16 protein-coding genes are annotated in these 16,459 nt (G+C 56.9%); 15 read left to right on the top strand and 1 reads right to left on the bottom strand.

The genetic code is table 11. From position 1 onward, the window contains the following. Positions 1-22 precede the first annotated feature (22 nt). From B5E84_RS11185 to B5E84_RS11255, 15 genes are all read left to right on the top strand, one after another. The gene (locus B5E84_RS11185; protein WP_087222710.1) at positions 23-1,354 is read left to right on the top strand and encodes an efflux RND transporter periplasmic adaptor subunit; all 1,332 of its coding nucleotides are present in this window, start codon (positions 23-25) and stop codon (positions 1,352-1,354) included. A gap of 11 nt (positions 1,355-1,365) precedes the next feature. Beyond that, complete coding sequence (locus B5E84_RS11190) at positions 1,366-2,145, top strand: ABC transporter ATP-binding protein (protein ID WP_087222712.1); 780 nt, start codon at positions 1,366-1,368, stop codon at positions 2,143-2,145. Further along, positions 2,135-3,355, top strand: a complete 1,221-nt coding sequence (locus B5E84_RS11195) for an ABC transporter permease (RefSeq protein ID WP_087222714.1) — start codon at positions 2,135-2,137, stop codon at positions 3,353-3,355. Before B5E84_RS11190 ends, B5E84_RS11195 begins: the two co-directional genes overlap by 11 nt. 386 nt (positions 3,356-3,741) lie before the next feature. Continuing rightward, a complete protein-coding gene (locus B5E84_RS11200; protein WP_087222716.1) occupies positions 3,742-4,626 on the top strand; it encodes a hypothetical protein in 885 nt (294 codons plus the stop codon). 113 nt (positions 4,627-4,739) lie between these two features. Continuing rightward, positions 4,740-5,186: a hypothetical protein gene (locus tag B5E84_RS11205; RefSeq protein ID WP_087222718.1), complete on the top strand. Its 447-nt coding sequence runs from the start codon at positions 4,740-4,742 to the stop codon at positions 5,184-5,186. Beyond that, a complete protein-coding gene (locus B5E84_RS11210) occupies positions 5,164-6,126 on the top strand; it encodes an ABC transporter permease (RefSeq protein ID WP_087222720.1) in 963 nt (320 codons plus the stop codon). The genes B5E84_RS11205 and B5E84_RS11210 overlap by 23 nt, the downstream gene beginning before the upstream one ends. A 21-nt stretch (positions 6,127-6,147) precedes the next feature. Next, positions 6,148-7,023 carry a diadenylate cyclase CdaA gene (gene cdaA, locus B5E84_RS11215; protein WP_087222722.1) on the top strand — a complete coding sequence of 292 codons (876 nt, stop codon included), beginning with the start codon at positions 6,148-6,150 and terminating at the stop codon, positions 7,021-7,023. Continuing rightward, complete coding sequence (locus B5E84_RS11220; RefSeq protein ID WP_087222724.1) at positions 7,001-8,326, top strand: CdaR family protein; 1,326 nt, start codon at positions 7,001-7,003, stop codon at positions 8,324-8,326. The genes cdaA and B5E84_RS11220 overlap by 23 nt, the downstream gene beginning before the upstream one ends. An 8-nt stretch (positions 8,327-8,334) precedes the next feature. Then, positions 8,335-8,598, top strand: coding sequence for an HPr family phosphocarrier protein (locus tag B5E84_RS11225; RefSeq protein WP_087222726.1), 264 nt, complete (start codon positions 8,335-8,337; stop codon positions 8,596-8,598). A gap of 2 nt (positions 8,599-8,600) precedes the next feature. Further along, on the top strand, positions 8,601-9,953 hold the full coding sequence (locus B5E84_RS11230) for an O-antigen polymerase (RefSeq protein WP_087222728.1): 1,353 nt from the start codon (positions 8,601-8,603) through the stop codon (positions 9,951-9,953). A gap of 84 nt (positions 9,954-10,037) precedes the next feature. Then, positions 10,038-11,228, top strand: coding sequence for a pyridoxal phosphate-dependent aminotransferase (locus B5E84_RS11235; RefSeq protein ID WP_087222730.1), 1,191 nt, complete (start codon positions 10,038-10,040; stop codon positions 11,226-11,228). 82 nt (positions 11,229-11,310) lie between these two features. Beyond that, positions 11,311-11,502: a hypothetical protein gene (locus B5E84_RS11240; RefSeq protein WP_087222732.1), complete on the top strand. Its 192-nt coding sequence runs from the start codon at positions 11,311-11,313 to the stop codon at positions 11,500-11,502. Continuing rightward, a complete protein-coding gene (gene ytvI / locus B5E84_RS11245) occupies positions 11,472-12,599 on the top strand; it encodes a sporulation integral membrane protein YtvI (protein ID WP_087222734.1) in 1,128 nt (375 codons plus the stop codon). The genes B5E84_RS11240 and ytvI overlap by 31 nt, the downstream gene beginning before the upstream one ends. Before the next feature lie 15 nt (positions 12,600-12,614). Further along, complete coding sequence (locus B5E84_RS11250) at positions 12,615-13,976, top strand: MATE family efflux transporter (RefSeq protein WP_087222736.1); 1,362 nt, start codon at positions 12,615-12,617, stop codon at positions 13,974-13,976. A gap of 5 nt (positions 13,977-13,981) precedes the next feature. After that, on the top strand, positions 13,982-14,266 hold the full coding sequence (locus B5E84_RS11255) for a hypothetical protein (RefSeq protein ID WP_087222738.1): 285 nt from the start codon (positions 13,982-13,984) through the stop codon (positions 14,264-14,266). Positions 14,267-14,390: 124 nt separating this feature from the next. Here B5E84_RS11255 and B5E84_RS11260 read toward each other — a convergent pair whose 3' ends face one another. Continuing rightward, positions 14,391-16,298 carry a sigma 54-interacting transcriptional regulator gene (locus B5E84_RS11260; protein WP_087222740.1) on the bottom strand — a complete coding sequence of 636 codons (1,908 nt, stop codon included), beginning with the start codon at positions 16,296-16,298 and terminating at the stop codon, positions 14,391-14,393. Between the last annotated feature and the right edge of the window lie 161 nt (positions 16,299-16,459).

The following is a 16,459-nucleotide window of genomic DNA, read 5'->3' on the forward strand; positions in this document are numbered from 1 at the left end:
ACGCAGTTGGAGGCAAAGCAGTATGGGAGAAACGGAACGGAAAGAGGAAGAATTTGACGCGCAGCTGGCAGAGCTGATGAAACCGGACGCGCCGGGCGGAAAGAAAAAGAAACGGGTACATAAAAAATGGAGCCGGAAACGGAAGATCATCACCGCGGCAGTAGCGGCGGCAGTGGTGTTTGGGCTTTTCCGCGCCTGCGGCAGCAGCGGAAACGGAGTGGTTCCGGTGCAGACCACAGCGCTGGCAAAAGGAGACGTGGCGGAAAAGCTGTCTCTCACCGGGCCGGTTTCCGGTACGGACAGCGTGGACGTGTTTTCCAACCTCCACTCCCAGGTACAGTCCCTTTACGTGAAGGAGGGCGACCAGGTGGAGCAGGGCCATCTCCTGGCGGAGCTGGACACCAGCGACGCCCAGAGAGAGCTGGACGTGGCGAAGAACGCCTATGATATGGCGGTGGCAGACTACGAGGAACAGGTCACGGCTGCGGTAAACGGCTACGCCAAGGCCTCCCAGGACTACGCTGCGGCCAAGGGCAACTACGACCGCAGCGCCGTGCTGGCCCAGTCCGGGGACATTTCCCAGGTGGAGCTGCAGACGGCTCAGAATGAAATGCAGGACGCTGCCAGAGAAGTGGCCTCCTACCGCATTGTAAACGGCCAGGCAGTGCCGCCACAGTCCTACGAGCTGAGGATCAAGGACGCCCAGTACGCCCTGGAGACGAAACAGGAGGCCCTGGAGGACACCAGGATCACCAGCCCCATCTCCGGCACCGTGGTGCGGGTAAACACAAAAGTGGGCCGTTTTGCCGACGAGACGGGAGATTCGGCGGAGCCGCTGTTTGTCATTGAAAACCTGGACACCCTGGAGATGGAGATTGATGTGAGCGAGTATTCCATCGGCAAGGTGGCCGTGGGGCAGAAGGCGGTGATCAGCGCCGACATTTTAAACGGGGAGACCGTGGAGGGAGAGGTGACGGCCATTTCTCCCACCGGCGAGGAAAAGGGCGGCGGTTCCACAGAGCGGGTCATCCCCACCACCATCCGCATCAATGAAAAAAATACCAGGCTCATCGCCGGCATCACCGCCAAGGCAGAGCTGACTCTGAACGAGGCCCACGACGTGTGGGTGGTGCCTGCCTCCGCCGTGGCGGACCGGGAGGACGGGGCCTATATCGCGGCGGCAAAGGACGGCGTCCTCCAGTGGATCCCGGTGGAGCGGGGCGTGGAGAGCGACATCCAGACGGAGGTGAAGGCCCGCGGGGATATTCCCCTGGAGGAAGGAATGCAGATCATTGTCACTCCGGATACCAGTCTTGCGGACGGGACGGCGGTGGCCGTTCTTCCCGGAGCGTGAGAGGTGAGGCCATGAAGAACCTGAAAAATCTGTTCCGGCGGCCGGCGCCTCCTGAAGGCAGAGGGACGGAGGACCTGATCCGCCTGGAGAACCTTGTAAAGATCTACGATACCGGCGCCTTAAAGGTGCTGGGATTAAAGAAAATCAATTTGACCATCAAGCGCGGCGAATTCGTGGCGATCATGGGGCAGTCCGGCTCCGGAAAGTCCACGCTTATGAATATCCTGGGCTGTCTGGACCGCCCGACCCTGGGTCACTATTACCTGGACGGGGCGGACACGGCGCAGATGACGCCGGGAGAGCTTTCTGCGGTCCGGAACCGGAAAATCGGCTTTGTGTTCCAGTCCTTCAACCTGATCTCCCGGACCTCCGCCCTGAAAAACGTGGAGCTTCCCATGACCTACGCCAGGCGTTCCAAAAAGGAGCGGCGGGACCGGGCCATGGAGCTTTTGACGCGGGTGGGCCTGGGAGAGCGGTATAACCATATGCCAAACGAGCTGTCCGGAGGCCAGCGGCAGCGGGTGGCCATCGCCAGAGCCCTGGCCAATGAGCCGCCTCTCATTTTAGCTGACGAGCCTACGGGAAACCTGGATACGGCGGCGTCCGTGGAGATTATGGAGCTGTTTTCCAAGCTCCATGACGAGGGGGCCACAGTGGTGGTGGTTACCCATGAGGAGGACATTGCCGCCTTTACCGGGCGGATCATCCGTTTCCGGGACGGGCAGATCATCAGCGACGAGATCAATGCCCATCCCAGACGGGCGGGAGAGGAGGCGTCCTATGCTGATTGAAAATATGCAGATGGCCTTCCACGCCATCCGGGCCAATAAGCTGCGCTCGTTTCTCACGATGCTGGGAATCATCATCGGCATCGGCTCCGTGATTTCCATCGTCTCCATCGGAGACACCATGCGCTCCCTGTTTGCCAGCCTGTACCAGGACATCGGCCTGACCCAGACCTATATGAGCATCGGCTATTGGGTGGATGATGTGCGGGAGAGCGATTATTTCACCATGGATGAGCTGGAGCGGATCAAGGACGTGTTCGGCGACAAGATCACCTACATAGACAGTTCCGCCTATCTCTCCGCCGACGCCAGGGCGGGTGAAAAGACCATGAAATTTAATTTCACCGGTGTGGATTACAACTATACGGACGTCCAGCCGGTAAAGGTGCTGTACGGCCGTTATCTGAATGAAGGGGACGTGAAGGGGCGGCGGGGAAATGCCGTCCTGGAGGTGGACAGCGCCAAACGGCTCTTTGGGACGGAAAACGCCGTGGGGCGGACGTTCCGCTCCGATGTGTACGGCACTATGGTGGAGTTTACGGTGGTGGGAGTCTACGAGGTGGAGATGAACGCCTTCCAGAAACTGATGATGGGCGGCAGCGACGACACCGGTTCCGCCTTTATCCCGTGGACGCTTCTCACCTGGCCCAACGACCGGTTTTATCAGTGCCACCTGTTTGCAGACGAGTCCATGTCCACGGCGGAGCTGGACCGGTTCTATGACGATCTGGCATACTACGTGGCGAAAATGAAAAGCAGGTCGCCGGAGGATTTCTACATCTATACCGCCATTCAGGAAATGAACCAGATGGACAGCATTATGGGCGGCCTGTCCATGGCGGTGGGCGGCATCGCGGCCATTTCCCTGGTGGTAGGCGGCATTGGAATCATGAACATCATGCTGGTGTCCGTTACGGAGCGTACCAGGGAAATCGGTATCCGAAAGGCGCTGGGGGCTACCACAAGGGACGTGCTGATCCAGTTCCTCACGGAATCCGCCATTCTGTCCGCCTGCGGCGGCGCCATCGGCATTCTCCTCGGCGGCGGCGTGGTCATGCTGGGCGGCACCGCCCTGGGACTGGATGTGGTGGTCAAACCGTCGGTGGTGGTGATGGCGGTCACCTTTTCCGCCATGGTGGGAATCTTCTTTGGAATGTATCCCGCCTCCAAGGCGGCCAAGGCCGATCCCATCGAGGCCCTGCGGTACGAATAGGAGGCAGAGCTGAACATCATCAAAATAAGAAGGATACGCGGCAAGGAGGCCGGGCGCCAGCAGGGCGCCCGGCCTCCGGCTGGTCCGGCAGGAAAAATGCGGCCATTCCCGGCAAAATACCGCAGGCGGTCCGGCCCGGCATCGCGCGGCTCGGCAGACAAAATTCCGTAGGGCGTGCCAGCAGACAAAATTCTGTAGGCCTGACAGGAAAAATTCCCCCTTGATTTCCTCTCCCAAATATGCTACCGTAAGGACACAGACAATTCAAAGATCTCTGTTCAGAGACGATTCCGGCGGGAAGATGCCGGTCAAGTGGTTCACAGCCCGGATCGGGCGGCGGTTTCCACAGTGTACTTACGAAAACAGATATGGAAAAGGAGGAGCCTATGGAGTATCTGCGCCCAGGCGGCAGCCTGTTTGCGCTGGCGTTCCGGGAACGGGACGCGGTTCAGGAGCTTTACCGGGCAGTGAGCGCGGTGAGCGGACGGAAAGAGACGGCAGGGGAGAGGCTGCGCATCGCGGCGGCGGGGGACGATCTCTGCCTGGAGCCGGAGGGAGAGCCCGGGCTTGTGATCGGGCATTGGATGAACCTGCGGGGAGAGGCGGGGCGCCTGCCCTGGGAGCGTCTCTTTCCTGTGGAGCCGTTTCGGGAGCGGGTCTCAGGCTTGGCCTCCTTTCGCTACGTCCTTTTCTTCGGGGCGGCAGACGTGCCGGATGTGACGGAGTTTCCCTTGGGCGGAGCCGGCCTTTACTCCTCGGTGACGGCGTACAACATCGCCCGCGGGCACAGCCGGGAGCTGCTGTCCCTGTGCCGGAGGCTTTCGGATTACGGGGATTTTGTGGAGACGGTGAAGGCAGAGCTAAAGACAGGCGAGTTCCCGGAAATCGCGGTGAAACGAGCCGTTTCCCGGTGTCGGGAGCGGGGAGTTCTGGCAGAGCTTTTAACGCTCCGGGGCCGGGAGGCGGCGGAGCTGGTGCTTCGGGAGTACCGGGCGGAGACTGCCATGCTTCGGGAACGGCAGCTGGGCTATGCCGCCGGCGTCACGGAGGGGATGGCGAGGGGAGAGGCCTACGGCATGGCCAGAATGGTCTCCCGCCTTTTAGAACGGTTCGGAGAGGTGCCGGAGCCGGTGGCGCGGATGGTGGAGGGCGAGAGAGACCGGAAGACCCTGAAGGAATGGGGCGTGGCTGCGTCTGAGGCCGTTTCTTTAGAAGATTTTCTCTGCCGCGCCGGCTGTTTCCTTTCTCCGGATCCTTCCGGCAGGAAATGAAGAAAAAGTGGACAAAGCTTACATTTTATTAAATTTTCACCCCCATACTATCGCCAATGGAAAACTTTTATGCTATACTAAATTGATACTTTATGTACTGGTAAGGAGTATGTATGCTGAATGAAGACAAGATCGGGCTGATGACCGGTATTGCGATGTTTGAAAAGCAGGAAGGGAAACGGATCAGCATGGCGGGGCGGATGTTTAAAAGCGATTTCGTCGGCCGTCATATGCTCCACGCGTTTCTGCGCTTTACCATCGCCTATGTGCTGGTCCTCGGCGTGTGGGCCATGGCCTCTGTGGACCGTCTGCTGTCCACGGCAGATTTAGAGGAGTTTATGGGGCTGGGGGCGACCGCCGGGATCTGGTACGCGGCCGGACTGGTCATCTACCTTCTCGTGACAAGGAATATTTACGCCAGACGATACGATGAGGCGGCACGGGCTGTTCGTGTATACACGGCAAAGCTGCGGCGGCTGAAAAAACGATACGAGTTTCAGAACCGGAAGAAGGAATTGACAAAGGGGGGCAGGCATCATGATGGCACTTCTCGTATTTAGGGAGCGGCTGCGGGTATTGTATGGAAAGTATGCGGCATATATTGATACGGCTGTACGGTTTCTCATCAGCTTTTCGGCGCTTATGGCGGTCAGTGAGAGCGTGGGCTTTATGACCAGGCTGAGCGGGCCTGTGCCGGCCCTGGTGCTGGCGTTTCTCTGCGCGTTTTTGCCCTATGGGCTGGACGCGGTGATCGTGGGAGCGTTTACCCTGGCCCATATCAGCGTGGTGTCCCTGGAAATCGCCGTGCTGTTAGCAGTGGCTATGCTGTTGATTATGCTTTTGTATTACGGATTTCAGCCGGGAGACAGCTGGCTGCTTTTGGTGACGCCCCTGGCGTTTTTCCTGAACGTGCCCTATGCCGTCCCGCTGCTGGCGGGGCTGTCATGCAGCCTGGTTTCCGTGATTCCGGCCTGCAGCGGCGTGTTCTTCTACTACATGATCATTTACGTCAGGCAGAACGCTGGCACGCTCACAGGCAGCGCCGCGGTGGACATCGCGGAGAAATACAGCAGCATTTTCGGAAACGTGGCCTCCAATGAGATGATGATCGCCATGATGGCGGCCTTTGCCGTGGGCATTCTGACGGTTTATTTTATCCGGAACCGCTCCATCGACTACGCGTGGTACATCGCCATCGCGGCTGGCATGGTGGTGCAGGCGGCGATCGTATTTATAGGCGGTTTCGCGTTCAACGTGCCGTTTTCCATCGTGCAGTTTCTGGTGGGGACGGTGTTCAGCGTTGCGTTGGCGCTGATTTATAATTTTCTGGTATTCGCGGTGGATTATTCCAGGACGGAATACCTGCAGTATGAGGATGACGATTATTATTACTATGTGAAGGCGGTCCCGAAGATCGCCGTCTCAGCTCCTGATATAAAGGTGCAGAGGATCAATGCCCGCAAGGGCGGCAAAAAGCACGTCAGGCAGTATGAGGAATAGAAGGGGAGGTGGCAGATAAGCATGGCGAACATCGTAGAGACGCTGTATTCCTGGTTGTCATTCGTGCGCCATATCAGCCTGAGGAATCTGTTGGAGATTGTGATCATCACGTTTCTGGTGTATGAGATCCTGGTGTGGATTAAAAATACCAGGGCCTGGACGCTGTTAAAGGGAATTGTGGTGATTTTGGGATTTACGGTGCTGGCGTACCTGCTGCGCCTGGACACGATTTTCTGGATTATCAGCAAATTCGCCTTCGTGGCGACCACGGCGCTGGTGATCATTTTCCAGCCGGAGCTGAGGAAGGCGCTGGAGGAGCTGGGCAGCCAGAATCTCATTTCCGGCATTCTGTCCTTTGACGACGGGAAAGAGAGCCGGGCGTTTACGGAGCGGTCTGTAAATGAGATCGTGAAGGCTACCTTTGAGATGGCGAAGGTGAAGACCGGCGCCCTTATGGTGATTGAAAGGGACGTTCCCTTAAGCGAGATCGAGCGGACGGGAATTGAGATTGACGGCCTCATCAGCAGCCAGCTTTTGATCAACATTTTCGAGCACAACACCCCTCTCCACGACGGAGCGGTGGTGCTCAGCGGAAATAAGGTGGTGTCAGCCACCTGTTATCTGCCCCTGTCTGATAACATGGCCATCAGCAAGGACCTGGGAACCAGACACCGGGCGGCGGTGGGCATCAGCGAGGTGTCCGACAGCATGACGGTAGTGGTGTCGGAGGAGACCGGGCGGGTGTCCGTGGCGGAAAACGGCGGCCTGCGCCGGGTGAGCGACAGCGACGAGCTGAGAGCAATCCTGTCCAGGCTGACGGAGCAGGAGGAGACCGGAGGAAAGAGATTTAAAATCTGGAAGGGAAGGATCAGAAATGAAAAAAAGATTGCTAAATAATTTCAGCCTGAAGCTGATTTCCTTCTTACTGGCCTTTTTTCTCTGGCTTTTGGTGGTCAATATGTCCAATCCGCTCATCGAGGGCAGCAAGGAAGTAGAGCTGGAAATCGTGAACGCGGACATTTTGGAGGAGGCTGGACAGACCTACGAGATCGTGGGGAAATCCACGGTGACGGTGCGCTACAGCGTGGCGACTCTGGATGCCTATAAAATCCAGGCGTCGGATTTCCGGGCCTACATCGACCTGGCGGATCTGTACGATGTGACCGGTGCCGTGCCGGTGAATCTGGAAATGGTGGCAAACCAGGGGCTGATCAGCTCCCCCCGGGTGAAACCGGAGGTCGTGCACGTGGAGACGGAGGATCTGCAGCGGAAACGGTTTGACCTCAGGGTATCCACCACGGGAGAGCCGGAGGAAGGATATGAGTTAGGGACCGTGACCCTGGATCCGGAATATCTTTACATCAACGGGCCGGTGTCCCAGGTGGGACAGATCAGCTCCGTGGGAGTGGAGATCTCCGTGGCAGGCGCCAACGCCAACGTAAACGGCAGCGTCCAGCCCGTGTTCTACGATGCCAATGGAAATCGCCTGAGCGTCAGCGACCGGATCACCTACGATGTGCCGGAAATCGGCTACGAGGTGGAAGTCCTGAAGGTGAAGTCCCTGCCCCTGGATTTCCAGGTGACGGGAACGGTGGCGGAGGGATACCGCTACGCCGGACTGAACAGCGACGTGCAGAGCGTGCCGGTAGCAGGCTTAAAGTCCAACTTATCCAGCTTGTCCACCATCACGGTGGACGACCCCCAGCTGAATGTTCAGGGGGCGACCCAGAGCAAGACGGTGACCATTGACCTGACCCAGTACATCCCGGACAATGTGACCATTGTGGGAGGACGGACAGAGGCTGTGGTGACCATGGATGTGGAGAAACTGGATACGAGGGTGTTCACCCTGCACTTAGAGGACGTGGAACAGACAGGAGCGTCCCAGGACTATGACTACCACTTCTCGCCGGAGACGGTGGAGGTGACGGTTCAGGGACTGAAGGACGATCTGGACGCCATGTCAGAGGAAGATTTGAACGCGGTGCTGGATCTGCACGGTCAGACGTCAGGAACCAGGGCGGGAACCCTGGATTTCCAGGTGGACGAAGGCCTGGAGATTTTAGACAGCACGCCGTTTCAGGTAACTGTGTCCGCGAAAGGTCACGACGTGATCTCCACGGACGCGGAGACGGAGGACGATCACGGGACGCAGGAACGGGAAACCAGGGACGCGTCGGAAAATACAGAGAATGAGTGAGGAAACATATGGTAAAAGCAAAAGTGACAATCAAAAACCCAACAGGCCTTCACTTAAGGCCGGCAGGGATGCTCTGTAAGGAATCCCTGCAGTTCCAGTCATCCATACATTTTCAGTATAAGGACAGCACGGCCAACGCCAAGAGCGTACTGAGCGTCCTGGGCGCCTGTGTCAAGAGCGGGGATGAGATCGAGTTCATCTGCGAGGGAAAGGACGAGGAGGAAGCCCTGGCTGCCGTGGTAAAGCTGGTAGAGGACGGCTTGGGAGAGTAGCTATGTGGGTATACGCGATCTGCTATCTGGCCGCGTTTCTGGCAGATCGGGCTGGCTGGCACTGGCCGGCCGGGCTCTGCCTGATGGCGGCAGCTGTCTGGCTGTATCTGACGGAATATGGGAGGACGGGAAATCTGGTGCATCTGCGCGGGCTGTTTTCCCTGTTCTGGGTAGGAGGACAAGGGATCGCCTGTCTGAAACTCAGCCGCCTGCAGGTGCCGTGGAGTGGTCTTACGTGGGCCTGTTTCTTCCTGGCGTTTGCAGGCTTTTTCCTTACCTTCGAGGTACTGGAGAGGAGAGAGGGCGGCAGAGAAGGAATGGACGCAGGCCCTCGGGGACGGAGGCTTTGGGCAGGCGGCGGGGGCATTTTCCATGGAAATGGCTCCGGGGCCAAGCCTCTTGGCGGAATGCGGGGGGACGGGCTTTTTGGCAGCCTGATGGCCGTCACGGCCGTTTCTTTGGCGGCATTCTGCTTTGAGGCCTGGTATCTGGGGTATATCCCCTTTCTGGTACGGGGAGTGCCCCACGCCTATTCCTATTTCCATGTGACGGGCGTCCACTATTTTACGGTGTCCTGTGTGCTGGTGCCGGGGCTGGGAGTGCTGTTTTTTCTCACGGACCGGGGGCGTTCCGGCCGTGGGAAACGGCTGGCGGCAGCGGCGGCCATGGCGGTCTCCCTGCTCATTCCCCTGCTGTGCGTGTCCAGGTTCCAGCTGATTTTAGCAGTGCTTTTGGCGGTGTTTGTGTACATCCAGTGGATGGGGAATTTCCCCTTGCTTTTGGGCGCGGGGATCGGAGTGCTGATGGTGGCCGCTTACGTGGTGCTCACCATTGCCAGGAGCCACGATGTGGCTTACTTGAACGGCATTTTTGAGATGAAATATGAGGAGATGCCCATTTTTATTACCCAGCCCTATATGTATATCGCCAATAATTACGAGAATTTCAACTACCTGGTGGAGCATCTGGAGCGGTTTGCCTTCGGGATGCGGTCCCTGTTCCCGCTGTGGGCGCTGACGGGGCTGAAATTTGTGATGCCGTCCCTGGCGGATTACCCGATTTTGGTAAATAAAGAGGAGCTGACCACGGTGACCCTGTTTTACGACGCCTACTATGATTTTGGTGTGGCGGGAGTGCTGGCCCTGTCCTGCGGGCTGGGAGCGGTAAGCTTTTTCCTGGTAAAAGGGCTGCGGCGGATGCGAAATCCTGTGGGATTTTTGTTCTACGCTCAGCTTGCCGTATACCTGATGCTGTCCTTTTTCACCACCTGGTTTTCCAATCCCACCACCTGGTTTTACCTGGCGGTGACGGCGGCGGTGTATGGGTACTGCGCCTTTCGGGGCAGCGGCAGGTGAGCCGTAAAGAGGATAAAGGAAATAGAACCGGTGGTTCAGGGCGCCGCAGGCGCCGGATTCATGTAAGATGGGAGGAGAAATACGATGATTTCAGATAAAATGAAACCGATGATGGAGAACAGTTCCGTAATCCGGGCCATGTTTGAGGAAGGAATGAAGATGGCGGCCGTATACGGAAAGGAAAATGTGTATGATTTCAGCCTGGGAAACCCCAATGTGCCGGCGCCGGACTGTGTAAAGCAGGCGATCCTGGACATTTTGGAGGAGGAGGATTCCACTTTTCTCCACGGCTATATGCCCAATGCGGGGTATGAGGACGTGCGGAAGGCGGTGGCGGACTCCCTAAACAGGAGGTTTGCCATGGACTACGGTCCGGAGAACATTATTATGACCGTGGGGGCGGCCAGCGGCCTGAACGACATTTTAAAGACCATCCTCAATCCGGAAGATGAGGTTTTGACCTTTGCCCCCTTCTTTGTGGAGTATGCCTCCTACGTGAAAAACTATGACGGTGAGCTGATCGTGGTATCGCCGGATACAGAGACCTTTCAGCCGAATCTGGAGGAGTTTGAGAAACGGATCTGCGAAAAGACAAAGGCAGTGATCGTAAACACCCCCAATAACCCCACCGGCGTGGTTTACTCAGAGGAGACCATCCGCCGTATGGCTGAGATCCTGGAGAGAAAGAGCGGGGAGACCGGCCATCCCATTGTGCTGATTTCCGATGAGCCGTACCGGGAGCTGGTGTATGACGGGGTAGAGGTTCCGTTTATTCCCAAGTTCTATAAGGATACGGTAGTGGTATACTCTTACAGTAAGTCCCTGTCTCTGCCGGGGGAGCGGATCGGCTATCTGGCCATCCCCAAATCCATGACGGACTGGGAGACGGTGACGGCGGCGGCCACCATTGCCCATCGGATTTTGGGCAGCGTAAACGCGCCGTCCCTGATGCAGCGGGTGATCATGCGCTGTGTGGATGCCACATCTGACATCGGAGCCTATGAGAAGAACAGGAACCTGCTGTACGGGAGCCTGAAAGAGTACGGATTTCAGTGCATCCGGCCGGAGGGGGCTTTTTACCTGTTTGTGAAATCTCCTCTGGAGGATGAGGGAGAGTTCTGCCAGGTGTGCAAAAAGCATCACATTCTGGTGGTTCCCGGCAGTTCATTCTTCTGTCCGGGCTATGTGCGCATTTCCTACTGCGTTTCCCATGAGCAGATCCAGCGTTCCCTGCCGGCATTTCGCGCGGTGGCAGAGGAGTGCGGTCTGATATAAGCGGCAAAGGAGAGCTGTCAGGCCCTGGCGGGGCGGGCAGCTTTTGCTGTTTTGGCCGGCTAGGAGAAACTGCGGGCGGTAAATGGCGGCGGATAAGGCGGGAAACGGCGGCATGGGAGACGGAAACGGAGACGGGAAACGGCGGCATAGGAGACGGGAAACTGCGGCTGACGGCGGAAACCGGTCAGCCGCCGGGGCAGACAGGCTGGAAAACGGGCCGAGGACAACGGAGGAGGTAGAGAGATGGAGACGGTCAAAAAGTATCTGCGAGTGATCCTTAATATTGTGATCCCGGTGGCGGCGATTGGGCTGCTGGTGTATCTGGGGCCGAAACTGCTACGCTTTTTCCTGCCCTTTGTGATCGGCTGGATCCTGGCAATGATTGCCAACCCTCTGGTGCGGTTCCTGGAACGGCGGTTAAAGCTGGTGCGCAGGCACAGCTCCATCCTCATTGTGGTGGTGGTGCTGGCGGGAGTCATCGGGCTGATTTATCTGATCGTGTCCCGGCTGATCATCGAAGGAACATCCTTCCTCCGCGATCTGCCGGCGATTATGGAGACGGTGTCAGAGGAGGTGCGCGGGGCCATGGGCCGGTTTGAGGGTCTGTTTTTCCGCCTGCCGGAGGAGACCAGAGAGGCCCTTTACCGAGCCAGCGAGAACCTGGACGAGTACGTGGGCATGGCCATTCAGAAACTGACGCCTACCACGGTGTCCGCCGCGGGGAGCGTGGCCAAGTGGATTCCCAACGTCCTGGTAAACACGGTGGTGATGATTCTGTCCTCCTATTTCTTCATCGTGGAGCGGGACGGGATCCTGCGCTTTTTGGGGAAATTCATGCCGGAGAGCGGGGGACGGTACTACCGGTTCCTGAAAAAGGATATAAAAAAGCTGATTGGCGGGTATTTTCTGGCGCAGTTTCGCATTATGTTTGTGGTGGCCCTGATCCTGGCTGCCGGTTTGCTGGTGCTCCAGGTAAAGTACAGCGCGCTCTGGGCGGTGCTCATCGCCATTCTGGATTTCCTGCCGGTGTTCGGGACGGGCACCGTGCTCATCCCCTGGGCCGTGATCAAGGTGTTTTCCGGGGAGTACGCCTTCGCGGCGGGGCTGGCGCTGATTTACGTGCTCACCCAGGTGGTGCGGCAGATGATCCAGCCGAAGATTGTGGGGGATACCATCGGCCTTCCGCCTCTCACCACCCTGTTTTTCCTGTATCTGGGATATAAATGGGCGGGCCTTGGGGGAATGATCGTGGCGGTTCCCGTGGGAATGTTCGTGCTCAATCTCTATAAATTCGGCGCCTTTGATTCTTTGATTGACAACGTGCGAATTTTAGTGCATGATGTGAATGAATTCCGAAAGAAAAAAGAATAGACATAAGGGGAAAGTATGACAAATTCACTTGAAACAGACAATATGCGGGGGCTGGTATGGAGGTTGGCCATTCCTTCCATGCTGGCCCAGTTCGTCAGCGTGCTGTACAGCATCGTAGACCGGATGTACATCGGCAATATCCCGGAGATCGGGGAAATGGCCCTGGCGGGCGTGGGAGTGTGCGGCCCCATCGTGACGCTGGTGTCCTCGGCCGCGTTTTTGGTGGGGATCGGCGGAGCCCCGTTGGTGAGTATCCGCATGGGGCAGAAGAATTACAGGTCGGCGCGGGCGATCCTGGCCAACTGCTTTCTGATGCTGTCGGTGATCGCGGTGGCGCTGACGGTGGTTTCCCTGCTTTTGAAGGAGCACCTTCTCATGTGGTTCGGCGCCAGTGAAAATTCTTTTGTGTATGCCGACCAGTATATTACCATTTATCTGCTGGGGACGTTTTTTGCCCTGGTGTCCACGGGTATGAACCAGTTTATCATCTGCCAGGGATTCGCGAAGACGGGAATGCTCTCGGTGGTGCTGGGGGCGGTGTGCAACATTGCGCTGGATCCCCTGTTTATCTTTGTGTTTGGTATGGGAGTGCGGGGGGCTGCCGTGGCCACGGTGCTGTCCCAGATGGTTTCCTGCCTGTTTGTGCTGGTGTTCCTGTTTGGGAAACGGCCGGTGATCCCCATCACCTTTGGGAATTATCACTGGTTTATTATGAAACGGGTGATGTCGGTGGGATTTTCCCCCTTTCTCATCATCGCCTTTGACAACATCCTGATCATCTCTCTGAATTCTGTGATTCAGAAGTACGGCGGCGCCGGGCGGGGAGATATGCTGCTCACCTGCGCCACCATTTTGCAGAGCTTTATGCTCATGGTCACCATGCCCCTGGGGGGAATCACCACGGGGACTCAGACCGTCCTGGGCTACAATTACGGCGCCAGGCGGCCGGATCGGATTGTGAAGGCGGAAAAACATATTTTTGCCATGTGCGTGACATTTACCACGATTATGTTCGTGCTGGCACAGACGGTGCCGGAGATTTTCGTGCGGATTTTTACTCAGAATGAGGAGTATGTGAAGGTGACGGTGGACGCCATCCGGGTGTATACCATGGGAGTGATCCCCTTGGCGCCTCAGTATATGATTGTGGACGGATTTTTCACGGGGCTGGGAATTTCCAAAATGGCGATCACCCTGTCCACCTTCCGGAAATCCATCTTCTTTCTGTGCGTGTTCTGCATTCCGCCCATCTGGGGGGTGGAGAACGTGTTTTACACGGAGCCGATTTCTGATTTTGTGGGAGCGACCTTTTCTGTGGCGGTGTTCCTGCTCACGTTCCGCAAAATTATAGGATTAAAACAAGGGAAACAGAGGTGACGGGTATGGATGTGGCGGCTTATTTGGAGGAAATGAAGGAGATGGCCCGGCGGGATGAAGGCCTGCGGGTGCGGCTTTTGGCGACGCGGGAGGCGGGGGAGCCCCTGGCAGCCTTCTGCGCCATCTGCCGGGAAATGGGATTTCCCGTCTATGAGATGGACGTGATCGGCGCCGGAGAGGAGTTTTACGCGGCCATGAAACGGAGCACCAACGGCGGCGGGGAAAATTCCCCGGCGCTGGCAGGTGAGGACGATTTTTATGGCTGGGTGATGGCAGAGCTGGAGAGGTGAGATGGGGCACCTCTCTTTTTTTGTGTCACAGGAAAGGGCGTTCCCTATGACACAAAAGCCTCCGGCGGGAGGCCCGTCTTGCCCATAGCTGCGCATTCTGTCCCGCAGGGCTATGGGCACCGAATCATTTCTTTATATCCTTTCCTTCCTTTCGATCAATCCCATATTTCTTACACCACCGCCACAGGGTAGCCGGGCTGATGCCCAGTTCTTCGGCGGTGGCGGTGCGGTTTCCGTGGTGGCGGGCGAGGGATTCGCGTATAGCCGCCTCTTTTTGATCCTGAAATGTGCCTTTGGATGGGGAGTTATCTTCCTCGGAACGGGAAGGTCCCGGCTGGAAGTCCAGCTGCTGCTTTACCAGGGCGGCGTCGGCGTAGCAGCCGGAACAGTTGATCAGGATGCGGCTGCACACGGAGCGCAGCTCCAGGATGTTTCCAGGCCATGGATAGGCGGCCAGCAGTCTGCGGGCGTCTTCTGTCAGCTTGATATATTTTCCGTAAACCGCCTGAAGATCCCGCAGGTAAAAGTCGACCCAGGCGATAATGTCTTCCGGCCGTTCCCGCAGAGGCGGAAGGCGCAGTGTCATGATGGTGAGGGCGTAGTACAGATCTCTCCGGAAGGAGCCGTTCTCCACCAGGGGGAGAAGGTCGGTTTTGGAGGAGGCAATCAGGCGAATCCGGTTCTGCTCGGTGGAGGGGGAGAGAGGCGAGCTCTGTATCTGCCGGAACAGCTGGTACTGGGAGTAAAGGGACAGCCGGTTAATCTCATGGAGATAGAGGGTACAGGGGCCGCGGTAGATCAGCCCCGGATTGATGCCGTCCGGAGTCTTTCCAAACAGCAGCTGGTCCACTTCCTCCGGGTTGTAACCATTGCAGTTAAAGCGGATAAAGGGGTTGTCCCGGTAGCTGCCGGCGTTGTGGATACATTCTCCCACAGCCTGTTTTTCCGTGCCGGCCTCGCCGATGATCAGGATTGGCTGCTGGAAATTGGAGTAGTAGCGAGCCTTCTGGATGATTTCCCGCATGGGAGCGCTGCGGGCGATAAGGCGGTCGAAGGTGGCGTGAGCGGTGTAGCCGTTTTTCGTGAGCTGTTTTCGCTGCTGGGCGTCCTTGGCTTCCAGGGTGAGGCCTTCGTAGAAGTTTATGATGGCGCCAGCTGTCTGTCCGTCTACCAAAATGGGGGAAATCCGTACGGAAAATTCAGAATGCTCGATGGAGACGGAAATAGAATGGATGGTTTTCTGTTTTTCCAGGACGGCTTTTAAAAGCTTTTGGCTGATGCCGGGGATCAGCCTCCACACTGGCATCTGCTCCATGGCGGACGATTCCATCATAAGCATATTTTCCACAAACCGGTTGACATTGAGGACGCGGCCGTGCTCGTCGATGTGTATGATGCCGCTGAACGTGTAGTCTAAGAGCATTTTTAAGCTGGCGGCGTGGCGTTTTTCCTGATCCAGGGCGGAGCTGATCAGGCTGGCAATGCGGCAGGCCTCCAGGGCGCTTTCCCGTCCGGAGGCGGTTTTGACGCAGGGAAAGGAGTGGGAAAGGCAGTACTGGTAGATGGCCCCGCCTCCAATGAGGATGTCGGCCCCGTCTGCGATGGCCTGTTTCGCGGTAGGCACCATTTCTTCCGGTTCGATGAACTGCCGGAGCAGCAGGTGAATCTGATAATTCTTTTCATAAGAATTCAAATCAATGTAGGCAAACATATTTTCCGGGCCGGTGAGGGCGATGGTAGGCCATTCTTTCTGAGCCAGCTTTTTTGCCTGATCCAGCAATAAGCCAATCTCCAGGGATGTGATTTTTATTTCAATGACAGGGATCTGGACGTAGTTTCGGATGAGGCTGGCGTGGCTGCCGCGGGCGATGATAATGTCCGCCCCGCTCTGGAGGGCATTGCGGGACAGCTCTCTGACATTTTCCTTCGATACAATGCCGATGAGTACAAGATCCAGGTGATACAGGGCGGCGGCGTAAGCAGCCGGTTCCATCAGTTCGTGATTGGGGAGAAGCATAGCGACTTTGGCCATAATCAGCCTCCTTATCTTAAAATTTTTCAATAAATGAAAGAATTAAACCTGAATTATTCACGACTTTGCCACGAATGTGGCTGAAAGCCACATAGTTACTGTATTTTAACTGAATATTGCTTTTCACCTATCAAGTGAATGAAAAAAGAGCATCCATTTGT

This window comes from Lachnoclostridium sp. An14 (assembly GCF_002160755.1).
Classification (GTDB): Bacteria; Bacillota; Clostridia; order Lachnospirales; family Lachnospiraceae; genus Lachnoclostridium_A.

What these genes read in the sequence shown, in the direction of transcription:
- B5E84_RS11230 (WP_087222728.1), top strand. Translation starts at nt 8,601, where the DNA reads ATGTGGGTATACGCGATCTGCTATCTGGCCGCGTTTCTGGCAGATCGG.
- B5E84_RS11205 (WP_087222718.1), top strand. Translation starts at nt 4,740, where the DNA reads ATGCTGAATGAAGACAAGATCGGGCTGATGACCGGTATTGCGATGTTT.
- B5E84_RS11235 (WP_087222730.1), top strand. Translation starts at nt 10,038, where the DNA reads ATGATTTCAGATAAAATGAAACCGATGATGGAGAACAGTTCCGTAATC.
- B5E84_RS11255 (WP_087222738.1), top strand. Translation starts at nt 13,982, where the DNA reads ATGGATGTGGCGGCTTATTTGGAGGAAATGAAGGAGATGGCCCGGCGG.
- B5E84_RS11240 (WP_087222732.1), top strand. Translation starts at nt 11,311, where the DNA reads ATGGCGGCGGATAAGGCGGGAAACGGCGGCATGGGAGACGGAAACGGA.
- B5E84_RS11260 (WP_087222740.1), bottom strand. Translation starts at nt 16,298, where the DNA reads ATGGCCAAAGTCGCTATGCTTCTCCCCAATCACGAACTGATGGAACCG.
- B5E84_RS11200 (WP_087222716.1), top strand. Translation starts at nt 3,742, where the DNA reads ATGGAGTATCTGCGCCCAGGCGGCAGCCTGTTTGCGCTGGCGTTCCGG.
- B5E84_RS11195 (WP_087222714.1), top strand. Translation starts at nt 2,135, where the DNA reads ATGCTGATTGAAAATATGCAGATGGCCTTCCACGCCATCCGGGCCAAT.
- cdaA (WP_087222722.1), top strand. Translation starts at nt 6,148, where the DNA reads ATGGCGAACATCGTAGAGACGCTGTATTCCTGGTTGTCATTCGTGCGC.
- B5E84_RS11225 (WP_087222726.1), top strand. Translation starts at nt 8,335, where the DNA reads ATGGTAAAAGCAAAAGTGACAATCAAAAACCCAACAGGCCTTCACTTA.
- ytvI (WP_087222734.1), top strand. Translation starts at nt 11,472, where the DNA reads ATGGAGACGGTCAAAAAGTATCTGCGAGTGATCCTTAATATTGTGATC.
- B5E84_RS11250 (WP_087222736.1), top strand. Translation starts at nt 12,615, where the DNA reads ATGACAAATTCACTTGAAACAGACAATATGCGGGGGCTGGTATGGAGG.
- B5E84_RS11210 (WP_087222720.1), top strand. Translation starts at nt 5,164, where the DNA reads ATGATGGCACTTCTCGTATTTAGGGAGCGGCTGCGGGTATTGTATGGA.
- B5E84_RS11220 (WP_087222724.1), top strand. Translation starts at nt 7,001, where the DNA reads ATGAAAAAAAGATTGCTAAATAATTTCAGCCTGAAGCTGATTTCCTTC.
- B5E84_RS11190 (WP_087222712.1), top strand. Translation starts at nt 1,366, where the DNA reads ATGAAGAACCTGAAAAATCTGTTCCGGCGGCCGGCGCCTCCTGAAGGC.
- B5E84_RS11185 (WP_087222710.1), top strand. Translation starts at nt 23, where the DNA reads ATGGGAGAAACGGAACGGAAAGAGGAAGAATTTGACGCGCAGCTGGCA.